Genomic DNA, 15,833 nt, shown 5'->3' on the forward strand with positions numbered 1-15,833 from the left:
AAAATGAGTCAAAAAATCAGAATAAAATTAAAATCTTACGATCACAACTTGGTGGATAAGTCTGCTGATAAGATTGTAAAAACAGTAAAAAGTACAGGTGCAGTTGTAACAGGGCCAATTCCTTTACCAACACACAAAAAGATTTTCACTGTATTGCGTTCACCACACGTAAATAAGAAGTCTAGAGAACAATTTCAATTAAGCTCTTATAAGCGTTTATTAGATATTTACTCTTCATCTTCTAAAACAATTGATGCTTTAATGAAGCTTGAATTACCAAGTGGAGTAGAAGTTGAGATCAAGGTGTAATTACACGCTAACATGTCCTAAGCTGCGAGCGAAGGAAAAACGGGAAAAAATACAATTCAAGGCTGAAACGTATTTTTCAGCCTTGAATTTTGAATAACAAATAGTAATAATTAATATATATAAATATGTCTGGGTTAATTGGAAAGAAAATCGGTATGACCAGCATTTTCGATGAAAATGGAAAGAATATTCCATGTACAGTAATCGAAGCTGGACCATGTATCGTTACCCAAGTCAGAACTGAAGAAGTGGATGGTTATTCTGCCCTTCAATTAGGTTTCGATGACGCGACAGAAAAAAGCGCTACTAAAGCAGACTTAGGTCATGCTAAAAAAGCGGGTACTTCTGTAAAACGCAAAGTTGTTGAATTCAAAGGTTTTGATTCGGAGTACAAGTTAGGTGATGCTATCACAGTAGAGCAATTTATTGAAGGAGAATTTGTAGATATCGCAGGGACTTCTAAAGGTAAAGGTTTTCAAGGTGTAGTAAAACGTCACGGATTTGGTGGTGTAGGTCAAGCGACACATGGTCAGCACAACCGTTTAAGAGCTCCAGGTTCTATTGGTGCAGCTTCTTATCCTGCGAGAGTATTCAAAGGAATGAAGATGGCCGGAAGAATGGGTGGTGAAACAGTAAAAGTTCAAAATTTAAGAGTTTACAAAGTGGTTCCAGAAAAGAACTTGCTAGTGGTAAAGGGATGTGTTCCTGGTCACAAGAATTCTTATGTAATCATTGAGAAGTAATGAAGGTAGCAGTTTTAGATATAAACGGAAAAGATACGGGTAGAAAAGCAGAGCTTTCTAAAGACGTATTCGCTATAGAGCCTAATGACCATGCTGTCTATTTAGATGTTAAGCAATACTTAGCAAATCAAAGACAAGGTACACATAAGGCAAAAGAAAGAGGAGATATCTCTGGTAGTACACGTAAAATAAAGAAACAGAAAGGTACTGGTACTGCAAGAGCAGGTAGTATTAAGTCTGGTGTATTTAGAGGAGGTGGTCGTATGTTTGGTCCAAGACCAAGAAACTACGGTTTTAAATTAAATAAAAACGTAAAGCGATTAGCACGTAAGTCAGCCCTAAGTATTAAAGCAAATGATAAGTCAATTTTAGTGATGGAAGACTTCAATTTTGAAGCACCAAAAACTAAAAATTTCCTTAATGTTTTAAAGGCTTTAGAGGTTGAAAACAAAAAATCTCTTATTGTGTTGGGAGGTACAAATAATAATGTATATTTGTCATCACGCAATTTTAAAGGTTCTGAAGTGGTAACTGCTTCAGAATTAAGTACTTATAAGATTATGAATGCTAATAAAGTTATTCTAATTGAAAGTGCATTAGAAGGAATTGAATCGAATTTAAGTAAGTAGAACAGATGAGTATCTTAAAAAAACCGATAATCACAGAAAAAGCAACCATGCAAAGTGAGTTGTTAAATGCGTATGCATTTGAAGTGAGCACAAAGGCGAACAAGGTAGAAATCAAAAAAGCGGTGGAAGCTGCTTATGGAGTTTCTGTTGAAAAGGTTCGTACAATAAATGTCCGTCCAGATCGCAAGACTAAGTTTACAAAGACTGGTGTGCAACATGGTAAAACAAATGCTGTTAAAAAGGCAATTGTACAACTGGCGGAAGGTGAAACAATAGATTTATACACTAACATGTAATTTTAGACATTAATGTCAGTAAGAAAATTAAAACCGATCACATCAGGTCAGCGATTTAGAGTAGTTAATGGATTTGACGCCATTACTACTGATAAGCCGGAGAAAAGCTTGCTTGCTCCGAAAAAGAGATCTGGTGGTAGAAACAGTCAAGGAAAAATGACCATACGCCAAGTGGGTGGAGGTCATAAGAAAAGGTATCGTATTATCGATTTCAAACGTAACAAAGCGGGAGTTCCTGCAGAAGTTAAGACTATTGAGTACGATCCCAACAGAACAGCATTTATTGCTTTATTAAACTATCAAGATGGTGAGAAACGTTATGTTATTGCTCAAAATGGTTTACAAGTAGGGCAAAATATAGTGTCTGGTGAAAAGGGTATCGCTCCAGAAATTGGAAACGCAATGCCTTTAAGTGAAATACCATTAGGAACAATTATTTCTTGTATAGAGTTACGTCCTGGTCAAGGTGCTGTTATGGCGCGTAGTGCAGGTGCTTTTGCTCAGTTAATGGCAAGAGGTGATAAATTTGCTACTGTGAAGTTGCCATCAGGTGAAACTAGAATGATTTTAGTAACATGTATGGCTACTATTGGTGCGATTTCTAATTCAGATCATCAATTGTTAGTATCTGGTAAAGCAGGTAGAAGTAGATGGTTAGGAAGACGTCCAAGAGTAAGACCGGTAGTGATGAACCCGGTAGATCACCCAATGGGTGGTGGTGAAGGTAAATCTTCAGGTGGTCATCCAAGAAATAGAAACGGTGTACCTGCTAAAGGTTACAGAACGCGTTCTAAGACAAAGGCGAGTAATAAGTATATTGTAGAACGTAGAAAGAAATAATTAAGATAGTATGGCACGTTCATTAAAAAAAGGACCTTATATCCACTATAAATTAGATAAGAAAGTTGCAGAGAATGTAGCTTCAAACAAAAAGACGGTGATCAAAACTTGGTCTAGAGCTTCAATGATTTCTCCAGATTTTGTTGGGCAAACTATAGCAGTTCACAATGGTCGTCAATTTGTTCCAGTATTTGTTACTGAAAATATGGTAGGTCATAAATTAGGAGAATTTTCACCAACAAGATCGTTTAGAGGTCATGCAGGTGCTAAGAATAAAGGTAAAAAATAAGAATCATGGGAAGTCGTAAAAAACAAATGGCGGAAGCTATTAAAGCCGAGAAAAAGCAGGTTGCTTTTGCAAAGCTAAATAACTGTCCTACATCTCCAAGAAAAATGCGGTTAGTAGCGGATTTAGTAAGAGGAGAAAAGGCTGAGAAAGCTCTTCAGATTCTTAGATTTAGTCAGAAAGAAGCGTCTCGTCGTTTAGAAAAACTTGTAATGTCTGCAATTGCAAACTGGCAAGCTAAAAATGAAGATGCTGATGTTGAAGAGGCTAAATTATTTATCAAAGAAATTAGAGTAGATGGTGGTTCTATGTTAAAGAGATTGCGTCCAGCACCTCAAGGTAGAGCACACAGAATTAGAAAAAGATCTAACCACGTAACTGTGGTTGTAGATGCAATCAATAAAACACAAAGCTAAGATAGAGATATGGGACAAAAGACAAATCCAATCGGAAATCGCTTAGGAATTATCAGAGGATGGGAATCTAACTGGTACGGAGGAAACGATTATGGTGATAAACTTGCCGAAGACGATAAGATTAGAAAGTATATTCATGCTCGTCTATCTAAAGCTAGTGTAAGTAGAGTAATTATTGAGCGTACGCTTAAACTTGTAACCGTTACTATAACTACTGCTAGACCTGGTATTATTATCGGAAAAGGTGGACAAGAAGTAGATAAGTTAAAAGAAGAGCTTAAGAAAATTACTGGCAAAGAAGTTCAATTGAACATCTTTGAAATTAAGAGACCTGAACTCGATGCGTATTTAGTAGCAGCAAGTGTTGCTCGTCAAATTGAAAGCCGAATTTCATACAGACGTGCAATTAAGATGGCTATTGCAGCTGCCATGCGTATGAATGCAGAAGGAATTAAAATTCAGATTAGTGGTCGTTTAAACGGTGCTGAAATGGCACGTTCAGAACACTATAAAGAAGGACGTATTCCTTTGTCTACTTTTAGAGCAGATATTGATTATGCTTTAGTAGAAGCACATACTACTTATGGTAGATTGGGCATCAAAGTTTGGATAATGAAAGGCGAGGTATATGGAAAGAGAGAACTTTCTCCATTAGTCGGTTTATCTAAACAACAAAAAGGTAAAGGTGGACGTGGTGGAAACAAGAACCAATCTCGTCGTAGAAAGTAATTTTTTAAAGAAAAGACAAAATGTTACAGCCTAAAAGAACAAAATTTCGTAAGCAGCAAAAAGGACGTATGAAGGGAAATGCGGGAAGAGGTCATTTGTTATCAAATGGAACTTTCGGTATTAAATCATTAGATGCGTCATTTATCACTGCACGCCAAATAGAAGCAGCACGTATTGCCGCTACTCGTTATATGAAAAGAGAAGGATCGTTATGGATTAAAATATTTCCGGACAAGCCTATCACAAAGAAACCTCTTGAAGTACGTATGGGTAAAGGTAAAGGTTCTGTAGAATATTGGGCAGCAGTTGTAAAACCAGGACGTATGTTATTTGAAATAAGTGGAGTGCCATTAGAAACCGCTCAAGAAGCGCTTCGATTAGCAGCTCAAAAACTTCCTGTAAAAACTAAGTTTATCATAGCTAGAGATTACGAAGCTTAATAGAAAGATATTATGAAGCAATCAGAAATTAAACAGCTTTCAACAGCTGAGTTACAAGAGAAACTTAGTGAATCTAAAAAGAGTTATACGGACCTGAAAATGGCTCATACTATTTCTCCTTTAGATAACCCAATCCAGTTACGAGTTGCACGTCGCGCAGTAGCTAGAATGGCAACAGAATTAACTAAAAGAGACGTACAATAATCGTATTCTGCTGAAAGATGGAAAAAAGAAATTTAAGAAAAGAACGTATAGGGATCGTAACGAGTAACAAAATGGAGAAATCTATTGTTGTTTCTGAAGTTAAGAAGGTAAAACACCCTATGTATGGAAAATTCGTGTTAAAAACTAAGAAATATGTTGCGCACGATGAGACAAATGACTGCAACGAAGGAGATACAGTAAAGATCATGGAAACACGACCTTTAAGTAAATCTAAATGTTGGAGATTAGTAGAAATAATTGAAAGAGCGAAGTAATTATGTTACAACAAGAATCAAGATTAAAAGTAGCTGATAACACTGGTGCAAAGGAAGTATTAACTATCCGTGTATTAGGTGGAACTAAAAGAAGGTATGCTTCTGTAGGTGATAAGATTGTGGTATCTGTTAAAGATGCAACACCAAACGGGCAAATCAAAAAAGGTGCTGTATCTACAGCAGTTGTAGTTCGTACTGCTAAAGAAGTAAGACGTCCAGATGGTTCTTACATTAGATTTGACGATAATGCATGTGTACTTTTAAATCCTCAAGGGGAGATGAGAGGAACTCGTGTTTTTGGTCCTGTAGCAAGAGAACTTCGTGATAAACAATTCATGAAAATAGTATCATTAGCACCAGAAGTGCTTTAATTGATAAATAAAATGACAAAGCTTAAAATAAAATCAGGAGATACAGTAAAAGTAATTGCTGGTGATCACAAAGGGTCAGAAGGTAAAGTACTTAAAGTATTACTAGATAAGAACAAAGCCATCGTAGAAGGTGTAAACATGGTTAAGAAACATACTAAACCAAGTGCACAAAATCCTCAAGGTGGTATTGTAGAGAAAGAAGCATCTATTCATATTTCTAACTTATCGTTGTTAACTTCAAAAGGAGATACAACAAGAGTTGGTTATAAAATGGATGGAGATAATAAAGTGAGATTTTCTAAAAAATCTAATGAAGTAATTTAATATGGCTTACGTTGCAAGATTAAAAAAAGAGTATAAGGACAAAATTGTTGCTGCTCTTACGGAAGAATTTGGATATAAAAATGTAATGCAAGTACCTAAGCTTACTAAGATAGTAATATCTAAAGGTGTGGGTGCAGCTGTTGCGGATAAGAAATTAATCGATCACGCAGTAGATGAGCTTACTAAAATATCTGGACAGAAAGCTATACAAACAATGTCTAAGAAAGATGTCGCGTCTTTTAAGTTACGTAAAGGAATGCCAATTGGTGCCAAAGTAACATTAAGAGGTGAGCAAATGTATGAATTCTTAGATCGTTTGGTAACTTCAGCTTTACCACGAGTTAGAGATTTTAACGGTATTAAAGCTACTGGTTTTGATGGACGTGGAAACTACAACTTAGGTATTGTAGAACAAATCATTTTCCCAGAAATAGACATTGATAAAGTGAATAAAATTTCTGGTATGGATATCACATTTGTGACTTCAGCTGAAACCGATAAGGAAGCGAAGTCGTTATTAACAGAACTAGGATTACCTTTTAAAAAGAATTAAATTATGGCTAAAGAATCAATGAAAGCCCGTGAGGTTAAGCGTTCTAAAACGGTTGCTAAATATGCAGAAAAACGTAAAGCTTTAAAAGAAGCTGGCGATTATGAAGCATTGCAAAAGTTACCAAAAAACGCATCACCTATACGTCAGCATAACCGTTGTAAACTTACGGGAAGACCAAAAGGTTACATGAGACAATTTGGTATTTCTCGTGTAATGTTTAGAGAAATGGCTAACCAAGGTTTAATTCCTGGTGTTAGAAAAGCAAGTTGGTAAAATTATAAATTGGTTTCAGGTTTGACAATAGTGTCGAAAACCGCTACCGCAAATTAATACATATGAACACAGATCCAATAGCGGATTATTTAACGCGAGTTAGAAACGCAGTTAAGGCAAATCACAGGGTGGTTGAGATACCTGCATCTAACTTAAAAAAAGAAATAACTAAGATATTATTCGACCAAGGATATATCTTAAGTTATAAATTTGATGACTCAACAGTACAAGGAACAATTAAAATTGCCTTAAAGTACAGTAAAGAGACTAAAGAGTCAGTTATCAAAAAAATTCAAAGAATCAGTAAACCAGGTTTACGTAAGTATGCTTCATCTAAAGAAATGCCAAGAATCCTTAATGGATTAGGTATTGCAATTGTTTCTACGTCTCACGGAGTGATGACAGGAAAACAAGCGCAGAGAGAAAATGTAGGTGGTGAAGTATTATGTTACGTATACTAAAAACAGGAAATTATGTCAAGAATAGGTAAAAACCCAATAACAGTTCCTGAAGGTGTTACAGTTGAGATTAAAGACAACGTAATTACCGCTAAAGGTAAATTAGGTGAATTAACTCAAGAGTATTCAGATGTTACGATTAAATTAGAAGACGGTACTATTACATTAGAGCGTGCTTCTGATAAAAAAGATTTAAGAGCAAAACATGGTCTTTACAGAGCATTAATTGCTAATATGATAGAAGGTGTTTCTAAAGGTTGGACCAAAGAATTAGAATTAGTTGGTGTAGGTTATAGAGCGTCTAATCAAGGACAAAAATTAGATTTAGCCGTAGGATTTTCTCACAATATTGTTTTGGATATTGCTCCAGAAGTAAAAGTTGAGACAGTTTCAGAAAAAGGTAAAAATCCAATAGTTAAATTAACGTCTTTTGACAAACAATTGGTAGGTCAAGTCGCTGCAAAAATCCGTGGCTTTAGAAAACCTGAACCTTACAAAGGAAAAGGTATCAAGTTTGTTGGTGAAGAAATTAGAAGAAAAGCAGGTAAATCAGCTTAATAATTAAGTTATGGCATTGACAAAGAACGAAAGAAGAATAAGAATAAAAAACAGAATCCGTAAGGTAGTATCTGGTACTGAAACAAGACCAAGATTAGCTGTTTTTAGAAGTAATAAAGAAATTTATGCTCAGATCGTAGATGATGTAACTGGTAAAACTTTAGCTGCTGCATCTTCTAGAGATAAAGATATTGCAAAGTCTGAAGGAAACAAAACAGAAATAGCTGCGTTAGTAGGTAAATCTGTAGCAGAAAAAGCAAAGAAAGCGGGTGTTGATACTATTTCTTTTGATAGAGGTGGTTATTTATATCATGGAAGAGTAAAATCATTAGCTGAAGGAGCTAGAGAAGCAGGACTTAAATTTTAAGACATTATGTATCAAAAATATAAAAACGCAGAGCTTGTTAAACCAAGCGGATTAGAATTAAAAGATCGCTTAGTTGGCGTTCAGCGTGTAACTAAAGTAACAAAGGGTGGTAGAGCATTTGGTTTTTCTGCAATTGTTGTTGTAGGTGACGAAACAAATGTTGTAGGACAAGGTTTAGGTAAATCTAAAGACGTTGCTACTGCAATTGCAAAAGCAATCGAAGATGCTAAGAAAAACTTAGTAAGAATTCCTATCCTTAATGGTACTATTCCACACGAGCAAAAAGGAAAGTATGGTGGTGCTAGAGTAAACATCATTCCAGCTGCACCTGGTACAGGAGTTATTGCTGGTGGTGCGGTAAGAGTTGTTCTTGAGGCAGTAGGTGTACACGATGTATTATCTAAGTCACAAGGATCTTCTAACCCTCACAACGTGGTAAAAGCAACATTTGATGCATTATTACAATTAAGAGATGCTAAATCTGTAGCTAAAGAACGTGGTATTTCACTTGAAAAAGTATTTAACGGATAATCAAGGACAAGATGGCAAAGATCAAAGTAACTAAAGTAAAAAGTGCAATCAATCGTACAAAAAGACAAAAGCAAACATTGGAGGCTTTAGGTCTTAACAAGATTGGTCAAGTAAAAGAGCACGAAGCTACATCAAGTATTCTTGGTATGGTTAAGAAAGTTGAACACTTAGTTTCTGTAGAGGAAGCTTAAAAATATAACTTAACAATGGATTTAAGTAATTTAAAACCTGCAGAAGGTTCAGTAAAAAGTCAGGGGAAACGTATTGGACGTGGACAAGGTTCTGGTAAAGGTGGAACCGCGACTCGTGGTCACAAAGGGGCAAAGTCACGTTCAGGTTATTCTAAGAAATTAGGATTTGAAGGTGGTCAAATGCCATTACAAAGACGTGTTCCTAAATTTGGATTTACAAATATTAACAGAGTAGATTACCAAGGAATTAACTTGGATACGATTCAGAAGTTGGTAGATGAAAAAGTAATCAATGATACCGTTGATTTTGAAACTTTATTATCTCTAGGATTAGTTGGTAAAAACGAACTAGTTAAAATCTTAGGAAGAGGAGAGTTGAAAGCAAAATTAACCGTAACTGCTCATAAATTTACTGCTACGGCAAAAGCTGCTATTGAAGCTGCTGGTGGTGAAGCTGTAACTTTATAAGATTATAGGATGAAAATAATAGAAACATTAAAAAACGTTTGGAAAATCACAGAGCTTAAGGATAGAATTATCTTAACCTTAGGTTTATTATTAGTGTATCGTTTTGGTGCTCAGGTTGTATTACCTGGTATTAATATAGACGCACTGGGTGGTTTACAAGCTGGTATGGATGGTGGTATACTAGGGTTGTTAAATGCATTTACAGGTGGAGCTTTTGCTAACGCCTCAGTATTTGCATTAGGTATTATGCCTTACATTTCTGCTTCCATTGTTGTTCAATTAATGGGTATTGCGATTCCTTATTTACAGAAGCTTCAAAAAGAAGGGGCTAGTGGCCAGAAAAAAATTACTCAAATTACACGTTGGTTAACCATCGGTATTTGTTTAGTACAAGCTCCTGGTTATTTAGCTAGTATACCAGGATTATCTGGTTCTACATCAATGAGTGCCATGTTGGTACCCGGTTTTAGTGAAAATATGTTTTACTTTTCTTCAGTAATTATCTTAGTTACAGGTTGTGTATTTGCAATGTGGTTAGGAGAAAAAATTACAGATAAAGGTATTGGTAACGGTATTTCATTATTAATTATGGTAGGTATTATTGCTACATTGCCTCAGTCATTTATTCAAAACGCAGCTTCTAGATTAGAAGGTAACGGAGGATTTATGATGATTTTAATTGAAATGGTAATCTGGCTATTAATTATTTTAGGATCTGTATTCTTAGTAATGGCGGTGAGAAAAATTGCAGTTCAGTACGCAAGAAGAACGGCTACTGGAGGATATGAAAAGAATGTCTTTGGTTCACGTCAGTTTTTACCATTAAAGCTTAATGCTTCTGGTGTAATGCCAATTATCTTTGCGCAAGCAATTATGTTTGTTCCAAGTTTAATCGGTGGTTCTGCTTGGTTAAAAGATACAAGTACTGGAGTTTGGATGCAAACCAACTTCGCTGATATGTTTGGGTTTTGGTACAATTTAATTTTCGCTTTATTAATTATAGTGTTTACTTACTTTTATACAGCAATTACAGTACCAACAAACAAAATGGCAGATGATTTAAAACGTAGCGGTGGATTTATTCCAGGTATACGTCCAGGATCAGAAACCTCTGAGTATTTAGACAAAATCATGTCACAGATAACCTTACCAGGTTCTATATTTCTAGCTTTAGTTGCTATTTTTCCAGCATTTGTTATGAAATTAATGAACGTGCAAGCAGGTTGGGCATTATTCTTTGGTGGAACATCACTATTAATTATGGTAGGTGTGGCTATTGATACTATGCAACAGATTAATTCTTATTTATTAAATAAGCATTATGATGGCTTGATGAAAACAGGTAAGAACAGAAAAGCTGTGGCGCAATAAGAATAATTATGGCAAAACAAGCAGCAATAGAACAAGATGGAACTATTATTGAAGCATTATCAAATGCTATGTTTCGTGTTGAATTAGAAAATGGTCATATAGTGACTGCACATATCTCTGGTAAGATGCGTATGCATTATATTAAATTGTTACCAGGTGATAAAGTGAAATTAGAAATGAGTCCTTACGATTTAACGAAGGCTCGCATAACATATAGATACTAAAACGATGAAAGTTAGAGCATCAGTAAAGAAAAGAAGCGCAGACTGTAAGTTGGTGCGCAGAAAAGGTAGACTTTACGTCATTAACAAAAAGAATCCTAGATTCAAACAAAGACAAGGGTAATTATGGCAAGAATTGCAGGTGTAGACATACCAAAACAGAAAAGAGGAGTTATCTCTTTAACTTATATCTACGGAGTAGGTAGAAGTAGAGCTAAAGAAATTTTAGCAGCCGCTAAAGTTGACGAAAACACAAAAGTTCAAGATTGGACTGACGATGAAATTGGAGCAATCCGTGAAACTGTTGGTACTTTTAAGATCGAAGGTGAATTACGTTCTGAAACACAAATGAACATTAAGCGATTAATGGATATTGGATGTTACAGAGGTATCCGTCATAGAGTTGGTCTCCCTTTAAGAGGACAACGTACTAAGAATAACTCACGTACAAGAAAAGGAAGACGTAAAACAGTTGCTAACAAAAAGAAAGTAACTAAGTAATCATAGTCTTTAGTCTATTAGACGTTGGAAAGAATCTGTTTGAAATTTAACGGTTTAGGATTCTAGCGACTATAAACTAATACTAAAAGCTAAAAATAAAATGGCAAAGGCAAGTACAAAAAAACGTAAGGTTATAGTAGATGCAATTGGAGAAGCACATATTACAGCTTCTTTTAATAACATTATTATCTCTTTAACAAATAAAAAAGGTGACGTAATTTCATGGTCATCAGCTGGTAAAATGGGCTTTAGAGGTTCTAAAAAGAATACTCCATATGCTGCTCAGTTAGCTGCAGAAGATGCTTCAGCAGTAGCGAAAGAAGCTGGTTTAAAGAAAGTGAAAGTATACGTTAAAGGACCTGGTAACGGTAGAGAATCTGCAATAAGATCTATACATAATGCAGGTATTGAAGTTTCGGAAATCATTGATGTAACTCCATTACCACACAACGGTTGTCGTCCACCAAAAAGACGTAGAGTGTAATCTGAATTGTTATTCAGAAATCTAATTTACTTAATTAGAAAACATACTCAAATTTTTAAATAAACTAATATCACGCATTTATGTGCTGATATTAGTTTATTTTTTATACATTTGCAAACTGAAAAATATTAACAAGTATTAATAAGAGATCAACGATTTTTGAAGGATAAGATTAAGACCTTAATTCATTTATCACTCTTAAAAAACAATTTAAAATGGCAAGATATACTGGTCCTAAAACTAAAATCGCCCGTAAATTCGGACAAGCTATTTTCGGAGACGATAAGGCTTTCGAAAAAAGAAATTACCCTCCAGGGCAACACGGTAACAACCGTCGTCGTGGTAAAAAATCTGAATATTCTATTCAGTTAATGGAAAAGCAAAAAGCTAAATATACCTATGGTATTTTAGAAAAGCAATTCAGAAACATGTTTAAAAGAGCAACTTCTGCTAAAGGAATTACAGGTGAAGTATTACTTCAATTATGTGAGTCTCGTTTAGACAATGTTGTTTATAGAATGGGTATTTCTCCTTCAAGAAGTGGAGCAAGACAATTAGTATCTCACAGACATATTACAGTAAATGGTGAAAAGGTAAACATTCCTTCTTATCAATTAAAAGCTGGTGATGTTGTTGGTGTTAGAGAAAAATCAAAATCATTAGAGGCTATTCAAAATTCATTAGCAAACTCTAGTAATGTTTACGAATGGATTACTTGGAATACAGGTTCTATGGAAGGTACTTATGTTGCTGTTCCTGCAAGAATTCAAATTCCAGAACAAATCAACGAACAATTAATCGTTGAACTTTACTCTAAATAATAAACTAATCATATTGGTATTTGGCCAAAGGGTTTATAGTCTTCTTCATACTTATAAACCGCGCAACTAAATAACAATTAAAACGAAGAACAATATGGCAATATTAAATTTTCAGAAACCGGATAAAGTAATCATGATTGATTCTACCGACTTCGAAGGTAAATTTGAATTTAGACCTTTAGAACCAGGTTATGGATTAACTGTTGGTAACGCCTTAAGACGTGTGTTATTATCTTCTTTAGAAGGTTTTGCAATTACATCTGTAAGAATAGAAGGTGTAGATCACGAGTTTTCTACAATCGCTGGTGTAGTTGAAGATGTAACTGAAATGATTTTGAACTTAAAGCAAGTTAACTTTAAGCGTCAAATTGATGAAGTGGATAACGAAACGGTTACCATATCTATCTCAGGTCAGAATCAAATTACAGCTGGAGATTTTCAGAAGTTTATTTCAGGTTTTCAAGTACTAAATACAGATTTAGTTATCTGTAACTTAGATCCTAAAGTAAACATCAATATGGAATTAACGATTGAAAAAGGAAGAGGTTATGTGCCTGCAGAAGAGAATAAAAAAGCATCTGCTGCAGTTGGAACTATCTTTACTGATTCAATTTTTACACCAATCCAGAATGTAAAGTATGCTATTGAGAACTTCCGTGTTGAGCAAAAAACGGATTACGAAAAATTAGTTTTCGAAATTAGAACTGATGGATCAATTAATCCTAAAGATGCTTTAACTGAAGCTGCTAAAATATTAATTCACCACTTCATGTTATTCTCTGATGAGCGTATTACATTAGAAGCTGATGAAATAGCACAGACTGAAACTTATGATGAAGAGTCACTTCACATGAGACAACTATTGAAAACTAAATTAGTTGATATGGATCTTTCTGTACGTGCACTTAACTGTTTAAAAGCAGCAGAAGTAGATACTTTAGGAGACTTAGTATCGTTCAATAAAAATGATTTAATGAAATTCAGAAACTTCGGTAAGAAGTCTTTAACTGAGCTAGAAGAACTAGTAAATGTTAAAGGTTTAAATTTCGGAATGGATTTAAGTAAATATAAATTAGATAAAGACTAAATATTGTATGCCATTCCTGTTTTTATGGGAATGGTATTTATATTTAAAATAATTATTAATAATCATATTTTGCTCCTCAAAAAAGAGTTTGGTAGCAAGATGATAAAACAAGAGTCATGAGACACGGAAAAAAATTCAACCACTTAGGTAGACAAACAGCACACAGAAAAGCAATGTTAGCTAATATGGCTTGTTCTTTAATAGAGCACAAACGTATTAACACAACAGTTGCTAAGGCGAAAGCTCTAAAGCAGTTTGTAGAGCCTATGATTACAAAATCTAAAACTGATACAACACATAACAGACGTATTGTAATGGCTAAGCTTAGACAAACGCATGTTGTTGCTGAATTGTTTAGAGATGTAGCACCAAAAATAGGTGATCGTCCTGGTGGATATACACGTATCATCAAATTAGGAAACCGATTAGGTGATAACGCTGATATGGCAATGATAGAATTAGTTGATTACAACGAAATCTACAATGCTGGTAAAGCACCTAAGAAAACAACACGTAGAAGTAGAAGAGGTGGAAGTAAAGCGGCTGCAACAGCACCTGCTGCTACTGAAACTAAGGCTTCAAACGAAGAAGAATAGAATAAATGCTAACGAAAGTTCTAGACGATTTTAAATTCAATGTAAATAAGAATTTTGCACTAGCTTTCGCATTATACAAATCTCGATTATCGAGTGTTAATAAGCATTAATAAATATAAAGGATAGACTGTTTCAGTTTATCCTTTTTTTTTGGATTTTTGCAAATATATTGATTGATCATTTGGGCGTTACCCAATTAGTTTTTTAGAAAACTAATTCCGTCGCGCTTTCACTACTCGCTCTCTGCGAGGAGCTCAAACAAATCGTTCAATCACTAACGCAGTGAAATCAACAATATAATAGTAGAGTTAAGTTACACACAACACACATGAAATATCAACAAAGAAAAAAAGCGCTTATCTTATTGGCAGACGGAACCATCTTTCATGGTAAGTCCATAGGAAAAGAAGGTTCTGCTTTTGGTGAAGTTTGTTTTAATACAGGTACCACTGGTTATCAAGAAATCTTTACAGATCCTTCTTATTATGGCCAATTAATGGTTACAACTAACGCACATATTGGTAATTACGGAACAAAAGAAGAAGAAGTAGAATCCAATGATGTAAAAATCGCAGGACTAATCTGTAAAAATTTTAGCTTTAATTATTCGAGACCAGCAGCGGATGCGTCGTTAGAAGATTTCTTTGAAAAACATAACACCTTGGCCATTGCAGATGTAGATACAAGAGCCTTAGTAAGCTACATTAGAGATAATGGAGCTATGAATGCTGTAATAACTACTGAAATCGATAATCTAGAAGCGCTTAAAAAACAACTTGCCGAATTTCCGTCAATGAAAGGTTTAGAATTAGCTTCAAAAGTTTCCACAAAAGAACCTTATTTTGTAGGTGATGAAAATGCAACTTATAAAATTGCTGCTTTAGATATTGGAATCAAGAAAAACATTCTAAGAAATTTGGCAAAGCGTGATGCTTACATCAAGGTATTTCCTTACAATGCAAAGTTTGAAGACTTAGAAGCATTTAATCCAGATGGGTATTTTTTATCTAACGGCCCAGGTGATCCAGAGCCGTTATCAGATGCTATCGATTTAGCTAAAGATATCATCGCTAACAACAAACCATTATTCGGAATTTGTTTAGGTCATCAAATCATTGCTTTGGCCAATGGAATTTCAACTTACAAAATGCATAACGGTCATAGAGGGATCAATCATCCTGTTAAAAATTTAGTGACTGGTAAAGGTGAAATTACATCTCAAAATCATGGTTTTGCTATTAACAGAGAAGAAACTGAAGCCAATGCTAATGTAGAAATTACACATGTGCATTTAAATGACCATACTGTGGCAGGTATAAAGATAAAAGACAAAAATTGTTTCTCTGTGCAGTACCATCCAGAAGCTAGTCCTGGACCAAATGATTCACTGTATTTATTTGATCAATTTATTGAGAATATAAAAAATAAATAATACCAAAAACGCAATAAAACACCCTTTTTATTGCGTTTTTTTAGTTACGAAATCATTAT

The 15,833-nt window shown here is 34.8% G+C and carries 30 protein-coding genes; all 30 read left to right on the forward strand.

Going from position 1 to position 15,833, the window contains the following annotated elements:
* The first annotated feature begins 3 nt into the window (after positions 1–3).
* A complete protein-coding gene (rpsJ, locus tag C8N41_RS15125; protein WP_007650482.1) occupies positions 4–309 on the forward strand; it encodes a 30S ribosomal protein S10 in 306 nt (101 codons plus the stop codon).
* Between the two features lie 125 nt (positions 310–434).
* Positions 435–1,052, forward strand: a complete 618-nt coding sequence (gene rplC, locus C8N41_RS15130; RefSeq protein WP_092446800.1) for a 50S ribosomal protein L3 — start codon at positions 435–437, stop codon at positions 1,050–1,052.
* Entirely contained in the window at positions 1,052–1,681 is a 630-nt protein-coding gene (rplD, locus tag C8N41_RS15135) for a 50S ribosomal protein L4 (RefSeq protein ID WP_115839894.1), read from the forward strand. Before rplC ends, rplD begins: the two co-directional genes overlap by 1 nt.
* A 5-nt stretch (positions 1,682–1,686) precedes the next feature.
* Positions 1,687–1,977, forward strand: coding sequence for a 50S ribosomal protein L23 (rplW, locus tag C8N41_RS15140; protein WP_092446802.1), 291 nt, complete (start codon positions 1,687–1,689; stop codon positions 1,975–1,977).
* Between the two features lie 12 nt (positions 1,978–1,989).
* Positions 1,990–2,817, forward strand: a complete 828-nt coding sequence (rplB, locus tag C8N41_RS15145) for a 50S ribosomal protein L2 (protein WP_092446803.1) — start codon at positions 1,990–1,992, stop codon at positions 2,815–2,817.
* A gap of 10 nt (positions 2,818–2,827) precedes the next feature.
* A complete protein-coding gene (gene rpsS / locus C8N41_RS15150; RefSeq protein ID WP_020897652.1) occupies positions 2,828–3,106 on the forward strand; it encodes a 30S ribosomal protein S19 in 279 nt (92 codons plus the stop codon).
* 5 nt (positions 3,107–3,111) lie between these two features.
* Entirely contained in the window at positions 3,112–3,519 is a 408-nt protein-coding gene (gene rplV / locus C8N41_RS15155; protein WP_092446804.1) for a 50S ribosomal protein L22, read from the forward strand.
* A gap of 9 nt (positions 3,520–3,528) precedes the next feature.
* Complete coding sequence (gene rpsC, locus C8N41_RS15160) at positions 3,529–4,248, forward strand: 30S ribosomal protein S3 (RefSeq protein ID WP_092446805.1); 720 nt, start codon at positions 3,529–3,531, stop codon at positions 4,246–4,248.
* 20 nt (positions 4,249–4,268) lie between these two features.
* Positions 4,269–4,688 carry a 50S ribosomal protein L16 gene (rplP, locus tag C8N41_RS15165; protein WP_092446806.1) on the forward strand — a complete coding sequence of 140 codons (420 nt, stop codon included), beginning with the start codon at positions 4,269–4,271 and terminating at the stop codon, positions 4,686–4,688.
* A 12-nt stretch (positions 4,689–4,700) separates the two neighbouring features.
* The gene (gene rpmC / locus C8N41_RS15170) at positions 4,701–4,892 is read left to right on the forward strand and encodes a 50S ribosomal protein L29 (RefSeq protein ID WP_092446807.1); all 192 of its coding nucleotides are present in this window, start codon (positions 4,701–4,703) and stop codon (positions 4,890–4,892) included.
* Between the two features lie 17 nt (positions 4,893–4,909).
* Complete coding sequence (gene rpsQ, locus C8N41_RS15175) at positions 4,910–5,167, forward strand: 30S ribosomal protein S17 (protein ID WP_040756784.1); 258 nt, start codon at positions 4,910–4,912, stop codon at positions 5,165–5,167.
* A 2-nt stretch (positions 5,168–5,169) separates the two neighbouring features.
* On the forward strand, positions 5,170–5,538 hold the full coding sequence (gene rplN / locus C8N41_RS15180; protein WP_092446808.1) for a 50S ribosomal protein L14: 369 nt from the start codon (positions 5,170–5,172) through the stop codon (positions 5,536–5,538).
* A gap of 12 nt (positions 5,539–5,550) precedes the next feature.
* On the forward strand, positions 5,551–5,862 hold the full coding sequence (rplX, locus tag C8N41_RS15185) for a 50S ribosomal protein L24 (protein ID WP_092446809.1): 312 nt from the start codon (positions 5,551–5,553) through the stop codon (positions 5,860–5,862).
* Between the two features lies 1 nt (position 5,863).
* Positions 5,864–6,415, forward strand: a complete 552-nt coding sequence (rplE, locus tag C8N41_RS15190) for a 50S ribosomal protein L5 (protein ID WP_092446810.1) — start codon at positions 5,864–5,866, stop codon at positions 6,413–6,415.
* A 3-nt stretch (positions 6,416–6,418) separates the two neighbouring features.
* Complete coding sequence (gene rpsN, locus C8N41_RS15195; RefSeq protein ID WP_020897643.1) at positions 6,419–6,688, forward strand: 30S ribosomal protein S14; 270 nt, start codon at positions 6,419–6,421, stop codon at positions 6,686–6,688.
* A 62-nt stretch (positions 6,689–6,750) separates the two neighbouring features.
* Entirely contained in the window at positions 6,751–7,149 is a 399-nt protein-coding gene (gene rpsH / locus C8N41_RS15200) for a 30S ribosomal protein S8 (RefSeq protein WP_092446811.1), read from the forward strand.
* Between the two features lie 12 nt (positions 7,150–7,161).
* Positions 7,162–7,704: a 50S ribosomal protein L6 gene (rplF, locus tag C8N41_RS15205; protein WP_092446812.1), complete on the forward strand. Its 543-nt coding sequence runs from the start codon at positions 7,162–7,164 to the stop codon at positions 7,702–7,704.
* Positions 7,705–7,714: 10 nt separating this feature from the next.
* Entirely contained in the window at positions 7,715–8,071 is a 357-nt protein-coding gene (gene rplR / locus C8N41_RS15210; protein WP_092446813.1) for a 50S ribosomal protein L18, read from the forward strand.
* Between the two features lie 6 nt (positions 8,072–8,077).
* Positions 8,078–8,602, forward strand: a complete 525-nt coding sequence (gene rpsE, locus C8N41_RS15215; RefSeq protein ID WP_092446814.1) for a 30S ribosomal protein S5 — start codon at positions 8,078–8,080, stop codon at positions 8,600–8,602.
* 11 nt (positions 8,603–8,613) lie between these two features.
* Positions 8,614–8,793, forward strand: a complete 180-nt coding sequence (gene rpmD / locus C8N41_RS15220; RefSeq protein ID WP_092446815.1) for a 50S ribosomal protein L30 — start codon at positions 8,614–8,616, stop codon at positions 8,791–8,793.
* Between the two features lie 15 nt (positions 8,794–8,808).
* Positions 8,809–9,261 (forward strand): 50S ribosomal protein L15, encoded by a 453-nt coding sequence (rplO, locus tag C8N41_RS15225; protein WP_115839895.1) that lies wholly within the window; start codon positions 8,809–8,811, stop codon positions 9,259–9,261.
* 9 nt (positions 9,262–9,270) lie between these two features.
* The gene (gene secY / locus C8N41_RS15230; protein WP_092446817.1) at positions 9,271–10,632 is read left to right on the forward strand and encodes a preprotein translocase subunit SecY; all 1,362 of its coding nucleotides are present in this window, start codon (positions 9,271–9,273) and stop codon (positions 10,630–10,632) included.
* A gap of 8 nt (positions 10,633–10,640) precedes the next feature.
* Positions 10,641–10,856 (forward strand): translation initiation factor IF-1, encoded by a 216-nt coding sequence (gene infA / locus C8N41_RS15235; RefSeq protein ID WP_007094967.1) that lies wholly within the window; start codon positions 10,641–10,643, stop codon positions 10,854–10,856.
* 4 nt (positions 10,857–10,860) lie between these two features.
* Positions 10,861–10,977, forward strand: a complete 117-nt coding sequence (gene ykgO, locus C8N41_RS15240; protein ID WP_008269159.1) for a type B 50S ribosomal protein L36 — start codon at positions 10,861–10,863, stop codon at positions 10,975–10,977.
* Positions 10,978–10,979: 2 nt separating this feature from the next.
* The gene (rpsM, locus tag C8N41_RS15245) at positions 10,980–11,354 is read left to right on the forward strand and encodes a 30S ribosomal protein S13 (RefSeq protein WP_092446818.1); all 375 of its coding nucleotides are present in this window, start codon (positions 10,980–10,982) and stop codon (positions 11,352–11,354) included.
* A gap of 100 nt (positions 11,355–11,454) precedes the next feature.
* Positions 11,455–11,838 carry a 30S ribosomal protein S11 gene (rpsK, locus tag C8N41_RS15250; RefSeq protein WP_020897634.1) on the forward strand — a complete coding sequence of 128 codons (384 nt, stop codon included), beginning with the start codon at positions 11,455–11,457 and terminating at the stop codon, positions 11,836–11,838.
* A gap of 215 nt (positions 11,839–12,053) precedes the next feature.
* Entirely contained in the window at positions 12,054–12,659 is a 606-nt protein-coding gene (rpsD, locus tag C8N41_RS15255; RefSeq protein WP_092446819.1) for a 30S ribosomal protein S4, read from the forward strand.
* A gap of 94 nt (positions 12,660–12,753) precedes the next feature.
* Positions 12,754–13,746 carry a DNA-directed RNA polymerase subunit alpha gene (locus C8N41_RS15260; protein ID WP_092446820.1) on the forward strand — a complete coding sequence of 331 codons (993 nt, stop codon included), beginning with the start codon at positions 12,754–12,756 and terminating at the stop codon, positions 13,744–13,746.
* A 116-nt stretch (positions 13,747–13,862) separates the two neighbouring features.
* On the forward strand, positions 13,863–14,342 hold the full coding sequence (gene rplQ, locus C8N41_RS15265; RefSeq protein WP_115839896.1) for a 50S ribosomal protein L17: 480 nt from the start codon (positions 13,863–13,865) through the stop codon (positions 14,340–14,342).
* 328 nt (positions 14,343–14,670) lie between these two features.
* Complete coding sequence (carA, locus tag C8N41_RS15270; RefSeq protein WP_115839897.1) at positions 14,671–15,774, forward strand: glutamine-hydrolyzing carbamoyl-phosphate synthase small subunit; 1,104 nt, start codon at positions 14,671–14,673, stop codon at positions 15,772–15,774.
* Positions 15,775–15,833: the final 59 nt, after the last annotated feature.

Origin of the sequence: Winogradskyella sediminis, assembly GCF_003387355.1 — a bacterium.
GTDB classification, from domain to species: domain Bacteria; phylum Bacteroidota; class Bacteroidia; order Flavobacteriales; family Flavobacteriaceae; genus Winogradskyella; species Winogradskyella sediminis.

Excerpts from the sequence above, each read along its gene's own strand:
- rpsJ (WP_007650482.1), top strand. The coding sequence starts at position 4 with ATGAGTCAAAAAATCAGAATAAAATTAAAATCTTACGATCACAACTTG.
- rplC (WP_092446800.1), top strand. The coding sequence starts at position 435 with ATGTCTGGGTTAATTGGAAAGAAAATCGGTATGACCAGCATTTTCGAT.
- rplD (WP_115839894.1), top strand. The coding sequence starts at position 1,052 with ATGAAGGTAGCAGTTTTAGATATAAACGGAAAAGATACGGGTAGAAAA.
- rplW (WP_092446802.1), top strand. The coding sequence starts at position 1,687 with ATGAGTATCTTAAAAAAACCGATAATCACAGAAAAAGCAACCATGCAA.
- rplB (WP_092446803.1), top strand. The coding sequence starts at position 1,990 with ATGTCAGTAAGAAAATTAAAACCGATCACATCAGGTCAGCGATTTAGA.
- rpsS (WP_020897652.1), top strand. The coding sequence starts at position 2,828 with ATGGCACGTTCATTAAAAAAAGGACCTTATATCCACTATAAATTAGAT.
- rplV (WP_092446804.1), top strand. The coding sequence starts at position 3,112 with ATGGGAAGTCGTAAAAAACAAATGGCGGAAGCTATTAAAGCCGAGAAA.
- rpsC (WP_092446805.1), top strand. The coding sequence starts at position 3,529 with ATGGGACAAAAGACAAATCCAATCGGAAATCGCTTAGGAATTATCAGA.
- rplP (WP_092446806.1), top strand. The coding sequence starts at position 4,269 with ATGTTACAGCCTAAAAGAACAAAATTTCGTAAGCAGCAAAAAGGACGT.
- rpmC (WP_092446807.1), top strand. The coding sequence starts at position 4,701 with ATGAAGCAATCAGAAATTAAACAGCTTTCAACAGCTGAGTTACAAGAG.
- rpsQ (WP_040756784.1), top strand. The coding sequence starts at position 4,910 with ATGGAAAAAAGAAATTTAAGAAAAGAACGTATAGGGATCGTAACGAGT.
- rplN (WP_092446808.1), top strand. The coding sequence starts at position 5,170 with ATGTTACAACAAGAATCAAGATTAAAAGTAGCTGATAACACTGGTGCA.
- rplX (WP_092446809.1), top strand. The coding sequence starts at position 5,551 with ATGACAAAGCTTAAAATAAAATCAGGAGATACAGTAAAAGTAATTGCT.
- rplE (WP_092446810.1), top strand. The coding sequence starts at position 5,864 with ATGGCTTACGTTGCAAGATTAAAAAAAGAGTATAAGGACAAAATTGTT.
- rpsN (WP_020897643.1), top strand. The coding sequence starts at position 6,419 with ATGGCTAAAGAATCAATGAAAGCCCGTGAGGTTAAGCGTTCTAAAACG.
- rpsH (WP_092446811.1), top strand. The coding sequence starts at position 6,751 with ATGAACACAGATCCAATAGCGGATTATTTAACGCGAGTTAGAAACGCA.
- rplF (WP_092446812.1), top strand. The coding sequence starts at position 7,162 with ATGTCAAGAATAGGTAAAAACCCAATAACAGTTCCTGAAGGTGTTACA.
- rplR (WP_092446813.1), top strand. The coding sequence starts at position 7,715 with ATGGCATTGACAAAGAACGAAAGAAGAATAAGAATAAAAAACAGAATC.
- rpsE (WP_092446814.1), top strand. The coding sequence starts at position 8,078 with ATGTATCAAAAATATAAAAACGCAGAGCTTGTTAAACCAAGCGGATTA.
- rpmD (WP_092446815.1), top strand. The coding sequence starts at position 8,614 with ATGGCAAAGATCAAAGTAACTAAAGTAAAAAGTGCAATCAATCGTACA.
- rplO (WP_115839895.1), top strand. The coding sequence starts at position 8,809 with ATGGATTTAAGTAATTTAAAACCTGCAGAAGGTTCAGTAAAAAGTCAG.
- secY (WP_092446817.1), top strand. The coding sequence starts at position 9,271 with ATGAAAATAATAGAAACATTAAAAAACGTTTGGAAAATCACAGAGCTT.
- infA (WP_007094967.1), top strand. The coding sequence starts at position 10,641 with ATGGCAAAACAAGCAGCAATAGAACAAGATGGAACTATTATTGAAGCA.
- ykgO (WP_008269159.1), top strand. The coding sequence starts at position 10,861 with ATGAAAGTTAGAGCATCAGTAAAGAAAAGAAGCGCAGACTGTAAGTTG.
- rpsM (WP_092446818.1), top strand. The coding sequence starts at position 10,980 with ATGGCAAGAATTGCAGGTGTAGACATACCAAAACAGAAAAGAGGAGTT.
- rpsK (WP_020897634.1), top strand. The coding sequence starts at position 11,455 with ATGGCAAAGGCAAGTACAAAAAAACGTAAGGTTATAGTAGATGCAATT.
- rpsD (WP_092446819.1), top strand. The coding sequence starts at position 12,054 with ATGGCAAGATATACTGGTCCTAAAACTAAAATCGCCCGTAAATTCGGA.
- C8N41_RS15260 (WP_092446820.1), top strand. The coding sequence starts at position 12,754 with ATGGCAATATTAAATTTTCAGAAACCGGATAAAGTAATCATGATTGAT.
- rplQ (WP_115839896.1), top strand. The coding sequence starts at position 13,863 with ATGAGACACGGAAAAAAATTCAACCACTTAGGTAGACAAACAGCACAC.
- carA (WP_115839897.1), top strand. The coding sequence starts at position 14,671 with ATGAAATATCAACAAAGAAAAAAAGCGCTTATCTTATTGGCAGACGGA.